Here is a 12,992-nt window from a genome sequence, read left to right on the forward strand (position 1 = left end):
GGACCGGACCCGGCCGCCGTGGCGGCGGACGGGTGCGCGACCGGTTCCGGGACCGGAGGAGGAGACGCCGGGAGCGGTCGCGCGGGCCCGGGGACCGTCAGTCGTTGGCGTTGAACGCCGGCAGGTAGCCCCCGGACTGCCCGGCGGCCGTCGGGTGGTAGGACTCGCCGATGTTGAACCAGTTGAGGCTGTGCAGCCAGGAGCTGCCGGAGCAGATCTCGTGGCCGGTGAAGGTGCCCACCACGTCGGCGAAGGTGAAGCCGTGGTCGGCGGCGCGCTTGGCGATCGCCGCGTTGAGATGGTCGGCCGCGCCGTTGATGGCGGATCTCTCGGTCTCGCTGAGCCCGGCGATGCAACTGCCGTTCAGCTTGTAGAAGCGGGGGTATCCCAGGACGACCACGCGGGCGGCGGGGGCCTTGGCGCGGATGGCGTCGTACACGGAGTCCAGGCGTCCGGGCAGGGTGGTGTCGACATAGGACTTCGCCTGGGCGATCCGGCTGAGGCAGCTGGACTCCGACTGCAGGACGCAGGTGGTCATGACGTCCGCGAAGCCCGCGTCGTTGCCGCCGATGGTGAGGGAGACCAGGTCGGTGCCCGAGGTGAGCGGCCCGAGCTGACCGGCGGTCACATCGTTGGTCCGCGCCCCGGAACAGGCGGTGAACGCGAAGGAGGAGGGCGCGTTGGCGTTGGCCCACAGCCGGGGGTAGGCGCGGGTGCTGCGCTTGCAGCTGCCGCTGGAGCTCTCGTAGCTTCCGGCTCCCAGCCCGGAGGAGTAGGAGTCGCCCAGGGCGACGTAGTCGACGGCCTGGGCGGACGAGTCGGCCTGCGCGGTACCGGCTCCGGTGAGAGCGAGGACGGCGCCGAGCACGAGCGAGGACGAGAATGCGGCCATACGGGACAGCTTCATGAAACCTCCCAGTCACAGCAGGATCTCTGCTGCAACTGTCGTAGCAGCGGGCTTGGTTGACTGGAAGTGTCCATGCCAAATGTGTTACTGACGGGTTTCCGCCATGTCACTTCCTGTCCGGGGGTGCGCCCGTCGGGACGCGCCCCTCCCCCCTGCGCGGCTCTCAGCCGGCCGCGCCGCCCCCCTCGTAGACCGTGCGCAGCGCCTCGGCGGCGGCCGCTCCGGCCTGCTCGCGCGTGAGCCCCAGCCGGTGCGCCCGGGTGGCGAACTCCGCGGCGGCGGACGCCGCCTGACGTGCCGCCGCATCACCGGCGGCCGCCACGACCGTGCCGTGGCGGCCCCGGGTCTCCACCACTCCGTCACCCTCCAGCGCGCGGTAGGCCTTGGCGACCGTGTTGGCCGCGAGGCCCAGTTCCCCGGCGAGGGCCCGGACCGTCGGGAGGCGGTAGCCCACGGGCAGCTCCCCGGAGCGCGCCTGCTCGGAGATCTGCGCGCGGACCTGTTCGTAGGGTGCGTCGGCGCTGTGCGGGTCGATGGCGATGGTGAAGGTCACGGGGCGGATTCTTCCCCACCGCCCGGCATATCGGGAGGCGCGGCCCGCAGGTTCGCCCCTATGGTCGTCGCGCGGGCCGCGGCGGTTGACGCCCGCACGCTCCCGGGTCCGGGCCGCGCCGCCGGCCCGCCCGGACCCCGCCACCACCCGGGAGAGGTACCCCGTGTCCGACGGCTCCACCGAACTGCACGTCCGTCTCCTCAAGAGGGGCGGGACCAAGATCCGCTACCCGGCCGCCGAGCTGTTCGACGACGGTACGCACCTGGCGGTGCGCGCCGCCTGGGCGGCTCCGGGCGTACGGGACTTCGGCTTCGTGCGCTTCGAGCCGGGCGACGTGTTCACCGAGCACTACCGGCGCGACCGCTGGTACGCCGTGAAGGAGGTGCGCGCGGGCACGGGAGAACTCAAGGGCTGGTACTGCGACATCGCGCGGCCCGCGGTGCGGGAGGGCGCCGAGGTGGTCGTGGAGGACCTGGACCTCGATCTGTGGGTGTCGGCGGACGGGCGGACGGTGCTCCGCCTCGACGAGGACGAGTTCGCCGCGAGCGGGCTGCGCGAGCGGGACCCCGAGGCCGCGCGGGAGGCGGAGCGGGCGCTGGACACGCTCGAGCACCTCGTGCGCGAAGGCGGGCCTGCCGCCCTCGCGCACATGCTGCGGGGGCCGGCCTGACGCGGTGTCCGGGCCGGGGCGGAGGAGTGCGGCGCCCTCCCCCGCACGTCGGCCGCGACCGTCCGCGGAGCCCTCAGGCCGCGGGTGGGGCCTCGCCTGCCCGCGGCGGCTCGTGGAGGCCGAAGGGGGAGCCCTGGTCGTCCTCGCAGATCCGGAAGCGCCCGAACCGGGCCACCGACGCCTCGTCACCGCCGAGCTCGGTCTCGTCCACCCGGCCGCCGAGCTCCCGGACCCGGTCGAGGGCGGCGTCCATGGCGTCCACCCGGAAGAAGACGTACGGGCGGGCGCCGGGGTCGCCTCCGTGCACTCCGCCGGGAGCTGCGTCGGTGCGGATCGCGTAGCCGCTGCCCGGGTCCGCGTCCCCCTTGCGCGCGCCGCCCTCGAAGACCCACCCGAACAGGCCCCCGTAGAAGGCGCGGGCCCGGTCGGGGTCGCCCACCCCGAGCTCGAAGAAGGTGATCTCGCCGGCCATGCTCGCTCCTGGCGTCGGGGGCGGAAGGTGGTCCCACCGTAGGACGGGCGCCCCGGACGCGCACGCGACCCGCGGCCGGGCGGGTCGGGGTGGGACTCGGTGGACCGCGCAGGTCCCGGAGCCACGCGACCCCCGGCCGGGCGGGCCGGGGCCCGGCCGCCCGCGGCCGTCAGCGCCTGCCGGGCGGAGGGAGCATGCCGCGCACCCAGCCGGGGTCGGGGTTGACGTACGAGCGCTCGGCGAGGACGACGGTGGGCACGGTCTCGTTGCCGTCGGCGGCGGCCCTCACCGCCGCGGCTCCCGCCGGATCCCTGCGGATGTCGACCCAGTGCGCCGCGCGGGCCCGGCGGCCCAGCCGGACGCGGAGCCGCAGGCAGTGGACGCAGCCCGGCCGCCAGTAGACGATCGGACGGCCGTCGGCCGCGCTGCGGCGCCGCGCCTCCAGTGCTCCGATCGACCGCGGGAAGGGCAGGGGCGAGTTCAGGACCGCGAGCGCCGGGAAGACGAGCAGGGGCGCCACGGCCGCACCCGGGTCCCCCCGGGAGAACAGCACCGCGGCCAGGACGGCACCGCAGACCGCATAGAGGGCCGGCCGGATCCAGACGCGTGGCATGACGGCCAGGGTAGGCGGTTCCCCGCGAGGTGCGCCCCGCCGGGGGCGGTCGCGGAATGGGGCGGTCGCGGAAGGCGCCGTCGCGGAAGGGGCCGTCGCGTTGGGGGCGGCGCCCCCGCCGGACCGGCCTCCGCCGGAGCCCGCCCGGGCGGTCCGGCGGCGAGCCGCGCGGGCCGCGGCGAGGTGCCGTACCGGGCGCGGGCGGACGGCTCCGGGGCGATCCTCAGCCCGCGCTTAGACGCGGCTTAAGCCGACCATAAGGATCGCCGTTCTCCGTTCCGCGCAAGGGATTCGGGCGCCGCGGCGGGCTAGCTTGCAGAGCGTCCCGCACGGTTCGCGAGCCGTCGGCCGCCGCTCCCCGGAGCGCGCCGTGCCCGCCCGCACCGTCCGGGCGCCCTGCACCCGTTCGAAGGAGAACCCCCCTCATGACCGCTCGCCGCACGGCCGCTGTCGCCGCCCTCGGCCTCGCGCCCCTGGCGCTGCTCTCCCTGGGCACGGCGCCGGCGTCCGCCCACGGCTCGATGACGGACCCGGTCAGCCGCGTGTCCGCCTGCTTCGCCGAGGGCCCGGAGAACCCGCGGTCGGCCGCGTGCAAGGCGATGGTGGCGGCCGGGGGCACCCAGCCGCTCTACGACTGGAACGAGGTCAACATCGCCAACGCCGCGGGCAACCACCGGCAGCTGATCCCGGACGGGAAGCTCTGCAGCGCCGGCCGCGACAAGTACAAGGGGCTGGACCTGCCGCGCGCCGACTGGCCCTCCTCCCCGCTCGCCCCGGGCAGCCACACCTTCCGGTACAAGGCGACCGCCCCGCACAAGGGCAGCTTCGCGCTGTACATCACCAAGGACGGCTACGACCCGTCGAAGCCGCTGAGCTGGGCGGACCTGGAGGCCGAGCCGTTCGCCACGGCGACCGACCCGAAGCTGGCGAACGGTGCGTACACCTTCACCGGCGACGTCCCCGCCAGGTCCGGCCGCCACCTGGTCTACTCGATCTGGCAGCGCTCCGACTCCCCCGAGGCCTTCTACACCTGCTCCGACGTGGTGTTCGGCAAGGACGACGGCGGCAGCCCGGCGGCGCCCACCGCCTCGGCCCCCTCCGAGCAGGACATCGAGGAGGGTGCGGAGCAGTCGACGGTGGACCACGGCGGCCACGGCGGGGACGGGCACAGCCCGGAGCCGGGCCCGACGGCCGCGGAGGCGGAGACCAAGGCGGACGGGCCCGGGTCCGGGCACGGCGAAGGCGGCCACGGGCAGTCCGGGGGCGGTGACGGCGGCAGCGCCCCCGAGGTCCTGGGCGAGGGCGGGCCGACCCCGGTGGCGCAGGCGGGCGGCGAGGAGCACCTCGCGGAGACGGGCGGCGGGACCGGGACCGCGTATCTGGCGGGCGGCGGCGCGGCGGTGCTCGCCGCGGGCGCCGGGACCCTCTTCCTCCTGGGCCGCCGCCGGTCCTCCCGCGCGGGTGCGCGGCACGGCGGCTGACCTGCGGCACGGGCGGGAGGCCGCCGTGCGCCCCGGTGGCGCGCGGCGGCCCGCTGCTGCGCCGCTCCGGTCCGCCCCCGTGGCCGGGAGGGACCGGAGCGGACCGGAAGCGGCCCCGTGCGAGGCCCTCCGCTCAGCCGAAGACCGAGGCGCAGGTGGTCCGCCGGGCGTTCGCCGGGTCGAGGGCGTTGGCGACCTCGTGGGCCGCGACGAGGTCGAGGACGCCGATCGCGACGTGCTCGGAGAAGTCGAGCGGGCACAGGTCCTGGAGCAGGACGTTGCGGACGTTCGGGCCGCTCAGGAACTGGGTCCGGTAGGGGGTGACGACCTGGTCGTAGCGTGTGGCGATGACGGTGTAGCGCACGCCCGGCACGGTGTCCCCGCCCTCGTTGAGCCGGGTGAGGAAGTCCGACCCGGCGACCTGGGCGGTGAGGGCGGGCGCGTGCCTGTCGAGCAGGTCGGAGGCGCCGGGGAAGTAGGGCAGGAGCCTGGTGAGCCCGAGCAGGGTGGTGCCGTGGTTGTTGGGCGCGAGTCCGACCAGGGCGTTCACCTCGGACGCTCCGCCGAGGTACTTGAGGTAGTAGCGGGGCATCATGCCGCCCTGGGAGTGCCCGACGATGTCGACCTTGGCGGCTCCGGTGGAGGTGCGCACCCGCTCGACGAAGGCGTCCAGCTGTGCGGCCGACTCCTCGATGGGGCCGAGCCCGTGGAAGAAGGGGACGCCGGGCAGCTGGCCGTAGTCGAGGGAGAAGACGCAGTAGCCGCGCTTGACCAGGTAGGGGGCGAGGACGAGCCAGTTGTCGATCTTGTTCCCGAGGGTTCCGTGGACGAGGACGACGGGGCGGGGGTGGGCGCTGGAGGGCTGGCAGGAGAAGTCGTTCCAGCCCCTGCTCGGGGCGGAGGCCGTCTGCGCCGTGGCGGTGGCGGCGGAGGTGAGGGCCAGCACGAGGGCGAGGACGAGGGCCGACAGCGGTCTGAGCACACGGTTCCAGGGCAGCATCGGTCAGTCTCCTTGCGGCTCAAGGGGAGTGGGGGATGACGGAACGCAGGGTGGGCTATGTCGCGCTCACGACAAATTTACGAACCGGTAACCAGCGGTGGGAAGTTACGCGTCGGTAAAACTTGACGATTCTTTGGGACTTACGCTACGGAGTGGAGCGTTCGGCGGGCCGCCACACCCCTGACCGCCCCACCGCCCCGCCGCCCTGCCGGTCCGTCAGGCGGCCGTCGCGCCCCGGACCACCGCCCCCGGACCGAACCGCGCCCGGACCCGGTCGGCCGCCGCCTCCAGGAGGCGCGCCCGCTCGTCGGCCGGGTCGAAGGTCAGCTGGCGCGAGGCCCGTTCCGCGGCCATCAGGCCCTCGGCCCGCAGCGCCAGCCCGCGCACCCTCGCCCGCTGCAGCCCGAGCGCCCCGTGCAGCGCGTACGCGGTGGCGGTGAGCGTCCCGGAGTACGCGCTCGGCTCCCGCAGCGTGCGGCTGCGGGTGGTCACCGACCGGTCGGCACAGCGCACGGAGAGGGTCAGCGAGCGGCACACCTGCCGCTCGCCCCGCATCCGGGCCCCCAGCTCCTCCGCCAGGGAGAGCAGCGCCCGGCGCTGCTCCGCCCGGTCCAGTTCGTCGCGGGGGAAGTGCCGCTCGCCGGCCATCGACCGGGCGAGGGCACCGGGGACGACCCTGCTCCGGTCGATCCCGCGCGCCCGCTCCCACACCTCGCGGCCCGCCCGGCCGCCCAGCAGGCGCTGGACCACTCCGAGCGGCGCGGCGGCGACCCCGCCCACGGTGTCCAGGCCGTAGCCGCACAGGGTGCGGGCGGTCGCCGCCCCCACCCCGGGGAGGGCCGCGACCGGCTTGTCCGCCAGGAAGGCGGCCGCCTCCTCCTCGGCGACCACCCGCACCGCGCCGGGAGCCGCCTCCCGGGCGGCCATCCTGGCGAGCACCGGGCCGGGGCCGGCCCCGACCACGCAGTCGACGCCGCAGTGGGCGAGCAGACGGACCCGCAGCAGGGCGGCCAGACCGGCGGGACCGCGGCCGAAGTACCGCTCCGCGCCCGCGGCGTCGACCAGGACCGCGTCGGGCGGAAGCGCCTGGACGACGGGGCTGATGTCCTCGGCGACGGCGAGCAGCGCGGGCAGCGCCGCCTCGTGCATCGGCGTCAGGAAGCGCGCGTACAGGATCATCCGGCGCTCCCGGGGCTCTGGTGCCACAGCTTCCGGCCGGTGGCGGCGGGCGACCCGGCCGGGCGGAGGTCCGCCCAGGGGTTCATCCGGTAGCCGGTCGGCAGCTCGATCCGCCGCCCGGCGTCGGCCTCCCCCGCCCCGTCGGTCCCGGCGGCCCCGTCGGTCCCGGCAGCCCCGTCCGGCCCCGGGGCGGCGAGGCGTGCCGCGACCGCGTCGAGCCCGCCGGTGCGGCGCAGCTCCACCAGTTCGGCCAGGTTCCAGGCGGCGGCCCCGACCACGCTGAGGCTGCGCGGACCGCGGCGCTGCACCACCCCGCGCACCAGCAGCAGCCAGGAGTGGAAGACGGTGTGGGCGCAGGCCGCGTGGCTGTCGTCGAAGAAAGCCAGGTCGACCAGGCCGGTGCCGTCGTCGAGGGTGGTGAACACCACCCTCCTGCCGGACCGGATCGGCGGTGTCTGGGTGGCCGCCTTGGCACCGGCGACCAGCACGCTCTGCCCGTGCCGGGCGCCGCGCAGCCGCCGTGCCGAGAGGACTCCCAGCTCGGCGAGGAAGTCCTGGTGGTCAGTCATCAGATGGCGGGAGGCGTCCATGCCGAGCACGCCGAGTTCGGCGCTGAGGCGTTCGGCGTCCCCCAGGTCCGGCAGGCCCACGGGCGCGGTGGCGCGCCCCTGGGCGAGGGGGAGCTGCCCGTCGTGGGCGGCGGGGCCGCGGCGGCCGCGGTGGAGTTCGGCGAGGTGGAGCAGCAGGTCCCGGCGGTTGGCGCCGAAGGCGTCGAGCGCGCCGACCTGGGCGAGCCGTTCGGCGACCGGACGGGCGGGGCGGGCCCGCTGCCAGAAGTCGAGCAGCGAGGCGTACGGGCGGCCCGCCTCGATGCGCGCCGCCTCGGCCTCCGTGATGCCGTGGACGTCCGCCAGGGCCAGCCGCAGCCCCCAGCGGCCCGATCCTGCCTCCCCTCCCCCCTCATCATCAGACACCAGTTCGATTCGATGGGCGACCGCCGACCGGTTGACGTCCAGCGGAAGCACCGGCACCCCCCGCCGCCGCGCGTCGGCGAGCAGCAGCCGCTTGGGGTACATGCCCGGGTCGTGGGTGAGCAGCCCCGCGTAGAAGGCGGCCGGGTGGTGGGCCTTGAGCCAGGCGGACTGGTAGGTGGGAACGGCGAAGGCGACCGCATGGGCCTTGCAGAAGCCGTAGGAGCCGAAGGCCGCGACGATCTCCCAGGTACGGGCGACCGTCTCCGGGCCGTAGCCGCGCGCCGCGGCCCGCTCGGCGAACCAGACCCGGATCCGGCCCTGCGAGCCGGGGTCGGACAGCCCCCGCCGCACCCGGTCGGCCTCGTCCCGACCGCAGCCGGTCATGATGTGCACGATCTCGATGACCTGCTCGTGGAAGACGACCACGCCATGGGTCTCCCGCAGCGCGTCCTCCAGGTCGGGATGGGGGTAGCGGGCGGGTGCCCGGCCGTGCCGGGCCTCGATGAACGGGCGCACCATGTCGGCGGCGACCGGACCGGGCCGGAACAGCGAGATGTCCACGACCAGGTCGTGGAAGTCCTCCGGCTGGAGCCGCCCCACCAGGTCACGCTGGCCCGGCGACTCGATCTGGAAGCAGCCCAGCGTCTCGGCGGACCGGATGAGGCGGTAGGTCTCCGGGTCGCCGGGCGGCACGGCGTCCAGGTCCACCTCCTCCCCCGTCGCCCTGCGCACCTCGGCGACCGCGTGCGCCATCGCCGACTGCATCCGCACACCGAGCACGTCCAGCTTGAGCAGGCCGAGCTTCTCCACGTCGTCCTTGTCGAACTGGGCCATCGGAAAGCCCTCGCCGCTGGTGGGCACCAGCGGCGTGCGGGTGGGCAGGGAGGCGTCCGAGAGCAGCACGCCGCAGGGGTGCATGGCGGTCCCCCGGGGCAGCGCGTCCAGGGCCTCGACCAGGTCCCACAGCCGCTCGTGCCTCTTCAGCCCGTCGGCCACGGAGCGCAGTTCGGGCAGTTCCCCGAGGGCCGCGCGGGCGTCGCGGGCCCGGATGTGCGGGAAGGACTTGGCGATCCGGTCGATCTCCGCGGGGTCCATGGACAGGGCGGCCCCCACGTCGCGCACCGCGTGGCGCACCCGGTAGGTCTCCGGCATGGCGACGGTGGCGACCCGCCGGGGGCCGAAGCGGTCGAGGATCGCGCGGTAGACGTCGAGGCGGCGGGCGGACTCGACGTCGATGTCGATGTCCGGGAGCACCCGGCGGCGCTTGGACAGGAAGCGCTCCATCAGCAGCCCGTGCTCGACCGGGTCGGCGTGCGCGATGCCGAGGAGGTGGTTGACGAGGGAGCCCGCGCCGGAGCCGCGGGCGGCGACCCGCACCCCCATCGCCTTCACGTCCCGCACCACCTGGGCGACCGTCAGGAAGTAGGAGGCGTAGCCGTGGTGGGCGATGATGTCCAGCTCGCGGTGCATCCGCTCCCAGTAGGCGCGGCGGCCCTCGTAGCCCAGCAGCACCATGCCCGCGGCGGCGCGGGAGGCGAGCACCCGCTGCGCGGTGCGGTGCTCCGCTCCGACGAGGGCGGGCTCCGGGAAGTGGACGGAGCCGATGCCCAGGTCCGCCTCGGGGTCGACGAGGCACTCGGCGGCCGTCTCCCCGGTCATGGCGAGCAGCCGGGCGGCGGTGTCCCAGCGGAAGCCCGCCGCCTCCGCGACCCGCTCGGCGAGGCGGGCCATGGTCTGCGGGTCCTTCAGCCAGCGCTCCCCGCCGTCGAGGCCCCTGCGGGGGTCGACGGGCACCAGTCGGCGGGCGGCGTCGAGGACGTCGGCGACCGGTCCCAGCCCGGGATCGGCGTAGCGGACGGCGTTGCCGAGGACGGCCCGCACCCCCTGCTCCGCGGCGAGGCCGAGGGTGCGGGCGGCATGGCGCAGCGATCCCGGGCCGGTGCCGGTGCGGCCGTGGTGGACGACCTCCAGGCGCAGCCGGTCCCCGTACCGCTCGCGCCAGGGGGCCAGCAGCCTCGCGGCCCGGTCGGGCCGGCCCTGGGCCAGTGCGGTGCCCACCTCGGAGGCCGGGCCGAGCAGGACGGTGAGGCCGTCGCCGTGGTTGGCGGACCAGGGCAGCAGCGGGGGGCCGCCGCCCGCGGCATGGGCGGCGGTGACCATGCGGCACAGGTCGGCCCAGCCGCCGCGGTCGCGGGCGAGGAAGACGGCGCGGGGCGCGGACTCGTCGAGGAAGGCGCCCCCGCGCACCGGGGTGCGCGGGCGGGCGGCCGGACCGGGGGGAGGAGGCTCGCGCTCCGCCAGGGCGAGGTCCGCCCCGAACAGCGGCCGCACGCCGTGCCCGGCGCACGCCTCGGCGAAGCGCACCGCGCCCGCGAGGGTGTCGCGGTCGGTGAGGGCGAGGGCCTCCATGCCCCGCTCGGCGGCGCGCTCGGCGAGCCGCTCCGGGTGCGAGGCGCCGTAGCGCACGGAGAACCCGGAAACGGTGTGCAGATGCGTGAACCCTGGCACCCGCGCCTCCTGGATCAGTCCCGTCTCACCTCCCCCGCCTTCCACCATAGACCAAAGTTCGAACACCCGTACGATACATCTCGGCGGGGTGCCGCCACCCGGCCGCTCAGCCATTCGGACCCGTCCCACCTGCACGGACACCGGTCCGCACCGAGCGTTGGGCCATGCCTCAGACATACGACGGCCCCCCGGGCGGGGGCCCCCGCGCCGCCGCGGGCGCCGATGGCGGCGGGCCGGGCCCGGAGCGGCCCACCGGCTTCCTCGGGGAGGTCAGGAGCGCCGTGAGCCTGCGGGCCGCGCTGCTCGTGATCGGCGTGCTGGCACTCCAGGTGGCCTTCATCACCTCCTACATCGGGGCGTTCCACCAGCCGACCCCCCACCGGATCCCGCTCGCGGTCGCCTCACCCTCCCCGCAGGCGGTCGACCAGGCCCTGTACCGGCTGGAGCGCCTGCCGGACGAGCCCCTGGCCCCGCGGGGGGCCGCCGACGAGGAGGCCGCCCGGCGCCAGATCGAGGACCGGGAGGTGGACGGCGCCCTGATCGTCGACCCCCGGGGCACCACCGACCGGCTGCTGGTCGCGGCCGGAGCCGGCTCCTCCCTGGCGCAGGCCCTCGCGGAGGTCGTCACCCGCGCCGAGGCGGCGCAGGGGCGCACGGTGCGGGTGGTCGACGTCGTGCCCGAGGCCCCGGGCGACGCCCGCGGGCTCTCCTCGTTCTACCTGGTCGTCGGCTGGTGCGTGGGCGGCTACCTGTGCGCGGCGGCCCTGGCCGTCAGCGCGGGCGCCCGGCCCGCGAACACCTCCCGGGCCCTGGTCAGACTCGGGGTGCTCCTGCTGTACGCGGTCGCCGCGGGCCTGCTCGGGACGGTGGTCGCGGGCCCGGTGCTCGACGCGCTGCCGGGCGGCGTCTGGGCCCTGTGGGGCCTCGGCACGCTGCTGGTCTTCGCGGTCGGCGCGCTCACCCTCGCCTTCCAGGGGCTGGCGGGGATCGTCGGCATCGGGCTGGCCATCCTGGTGGTCGTCATCGCCGGCAACCCGAGCGCGGGCGGGGCCTATCCGTACCCCCTGCTCCCCCCGTTCTGGCGGGCGATCGGGCCGGCGCTGCCCCCGGGAGCCGGGACCTACGCGGCGCGGTCGATCGCCTACTTCCAGGGCAACGGGGCGGCCGGGCCCCTGTGGGTGCTGTCCGCCTGGGCGGTGGGCGGGGCCGCCGTCACCGTGGGCCTCGCCTCGCTGCGCCGGGGCCGGCGCGGCCCCGGGCCGCAGGGGGCGTGAGGAGGAGGCCCGAGAAGTGCGGCCCCGGCCCCGCCCCTCCCGGACGGGGAGGGCGCGCGGGGCACGGGTGCGGGGCCCTGCCTGCGGCGGGGCGGTTCATTGACATCCTCTCCGCCCTAAAGGACGGAGATTCCCGCCTGGCTGCCGGATGCCCGGCTCGTCTTCGGGTGGGTTCCTGTTTCTTCGCGCTGTGCCGGGACGAGTCCCGGTCTTACCCGCGCTCCGCAGGCTGACACGGCCAGTCCGGCCGCCTTCGCGACGTTGACCGCCGCGTTGATGTCCCGGTCAAGGTGTGTCCCGCAGGCCCCGCATGTCCACGTTCGGATGTGCAGGGGCTTGGGGCCGTCCTTGACGCCGCACTGCGAGCACACCTGAGACGTGGGCTCGAAGCGGCCGATGCGTTGGAAGGTGCGCCCATACAGGGCGGCCTTGTACTCCAGCATCGTGGTGAACGCCGACCATCCGGCGTCATGTACGGACTTGGCCATGCGGGTGCGGGCGAGGCCCTTGACCGCCAGGTCTTCCACTGCAACCGCTTGGTTCTCGCGGATGATCTTCGTGGAGAGCTGGTGGTGGAACTCGCGCCGCGCATCGGCGGTCCGTGCGTGGGCACGTGCAGCCTTGATCCGGGCCTTCGCCCGGTTCTTCGACCCCTTCGTCTTGCGGCTGAGATCCTGCTGCGCCTTCTTGAGCTTCTTCTCGGCCCGGCGCAGGAAGCGGGGACTGTCGATCTTCGTGCCGTCCGACAGAATCGCGAAGTGGGTCAGCCCCAGGTCGATGCCGGCCACGCTATCCGTGGCGAGCAGCGTCTCGGTCTCGGTCCCGACCACGAACGAGGCGAAGTACCGGCCGGCACTGTCCTTGACCACGGTCACCGTGGACGGCACGGACGGCACGGAGCGTGACCACCTGACCGGCACGTCGCCGACCTTGGGGAGCCGGAGCTTCCCGCCGGTCGTGATCTTCCACCCGGCGTTCGCGGTGAACCGGACCGACTGTCGGGTGTCCTTGCGGGACTTGAACCGGGGCGGCCCCATCTTCGGCCGCTTGCCCTTGAGGCCGTCGAAGAAGTTCTTGTAGGCGGTGTCCAGGTCCCGCAGGGACTGCTGTAACACGACCGACGACACCTCGGCGAGCCAGGCCCGCTCGGGAGTCTTCTTCGAGGCGGTGAGCTGCTTGGACAACTCACCGGACGGGATGAACGGCAACCCGGCGGCGCGGGCGGTCTCACGAGCCCGAAGAGCGTCGTTGAAGACCACCCGAGCACACCCGAACGCCCTCGCCAACGCCGTACGCTGACCGGCGCTCGGGTACACGCGGAAGCTGTACCGAAGCTGCACGCCGATCACTATACCCTTTGG

11 protein-coding genes are annotated in these 12,992 nt (G+C 75.1%); 3 read left to right on the forward strand and 8 right to left on the reverse strand.

Translation table 11 applies throughout. From position 1 onward, the window contains the following. Positions 1-97: 97 nt before the first annotated feature. Together ACGF15_RS10240 and ACGF15_RS10245 are read right to left on the reverse strand one after the other, a co-directional pair. Complete coding sequence (locus ACGF15_RS10240; RefSeq protein ID WP_392797641.1) at positions 98-907, reverse strand: SGNH/GDSL hydrolase family protein; 810 nt, start codon at positions 905-907, stop codon at positions 98-100. A gap of 163 nt (positions 908-1,070) precedes the next feature. Further along, the gene (locus ACGF15_RS10245) at positions 1,071-1,460 is read right to left on the reverse strand and encodes a GntR family transcriptional regulator (protein ID WP_345616145.1); all 390 of its coding nucleotides are present in this window, start codon (positions 1,458-1,460) and stop codon (positions 1,071-1,073) included. A gap of 163 nt (positions 1,461-1,623) precedes the next feature. Here ACGF15_RS10245 and ACGF15_RS10250 point away from each other — a divergent pair, with 163 nt between their 5' ends. Further along, positions 1,624-2,130, forward strand: coding sequence for a DUF402 domain-containing protein (locus ACGF15_RS10250; protein ID WP_392797644.1), 507 nt, complete (start codon positions 1,624-1,626; stop codon positions 2,128-2,130). Positions 2,131-2,203: 73 nt separating this feature from the next. Here the strand turns inward: ACGF15_RS10250 and ACGF15_RS10255 are convergent, their stop codons facing one another. Both ACGF15_RS10255 and ACGF15_RS10260 read right to left on the reverse strand, forming a co-directional pair. Beyond that, entirely contained in the window at positions 2,204-2,602 is a 399-nt protein-coding gene (locus tag ACGF15_RS10255; protein WP_392797647.1) for a VOC family protein, read from the reverse strand. Positions 2,603-2,771: 169 nt separating this feature from the next. Beyond that, positions 2,772-3,215: a glutaredoxin domain-containing protein gene (locus ACGF15_RS10260; protein ID WP_392797650.1), complete on the reverse strand. Its 444-nt coding sequence runs from the start codon at positions 3,213-3,215 to the stop codon at positions 2,772-2,774. A gap of 425 nt (positions 3,216-3,640) precedes the next feature. Between ACGF15_RS10260 and ACGF15_RS10265 the strand changes: the two genes are divergently transcribed. Beyond that, a complete protein-coding gene (locus tag ACGF15_RS10265; protein WP_392797653.1) occupies positions 3,641-4,696 on the forward strand; it encodes a lytic polysaccharide monooxygenase in 1,056 nt (351 codons plus the stop codon). Between the two features lie 133 nt (positions 4,697-4,829). On the opposite strand, the gene ACGF15_RS10270 is transcribed toward ACGF15_RS10265, so the two are convergent. The 3 genes from ACGF15_RS10270 to ACGF15_RS10280 all read right to left on the reverse strand — a co-directional run bounded on the left by ACGF15_RS10270 (position 4,830) and on the right by ACGF15_RS10280 (position 10,357). Next, a complete protein-coding gene (locus tag ACGF15_RS10270; RefSeq protein WP_392797656.1) occupies positions 4,830-5,696 on the reverse strand; it encodes an esterase/lipase family protein in 867 nt (288 codons plus the stop codon). A 216-nt stretch (positions 5,697-5,912) separates the two neighbouring features. Next, positions 5,913-6,875, reverse strand: coding sequence for a hypothetical protein (locus ACGF15_RS10275; protein WP_392797659.1), 963 nt, complete (start codon positions 6,873-6,875; stop codon positions 5,913-5,915). Further along, complete coding sequence (locus ACGF15_RS10280; protein WP_392797662.1) at positions 6,872-10,357, reverse strand: DNA polymerase III subunit alpha; 3,486 nt, start codon at positions 10,355-10,357, stop codon at positions 6,872-6,874. Before ACGF15_RS10280 ends, ACGF15_RS10275 begins: the two co-directional genes overlap by 4 nt. 164 nt (positions 10,358-10,521) lie before the next feature. Here ACGF15_RS10280 and ACGF15_RS10285 point away from each other — a divergent pair, with 164 nt between their 5' ends. Then, on the forward strand, positions 10,522-11,631 hold the full coding sequence (locus ACGF15_RS10285) for a DUF3533 domain-containing protein (RefSeq protein ID WP_392797665.1): 1,110 nt from the start codon (positions 10,522-10,524) through the stop codon (positions 11,629-11,631). 116 nt (positions 11,632-11,747) lie between these two features. Here the strand turns inward: ACGF15_RS10285 and ACGF15_RS10290 are convergent, their stop codons facing one another. Beyond that, positions 11,748-12,971 (reverse strand): RNA-guided endonuclease InsQ/TnpB family protein, encoded by a 1,224-nt coding sequence (locus ACGF15_RS10290; protein ID WP_392797668.1) that lies wholly within the window; start codon positions 12,969-12,971, stop codon positions 11,748-11,750. Positions 12,972-12,992 lie beyond the last annotated feature (21 nt).

The sequence above is a fragment of the Streptomyces sp. NPDC048001 genome (assembly GCF_043203115.1).
In the GTDB taxonomy this organism is placed as follows: Bacteria; Actinomycetota; Actinomycetes; order Streptomycetales; family Streptomycetaceae; genus Streptomyces; species Streptomyces sanyensis.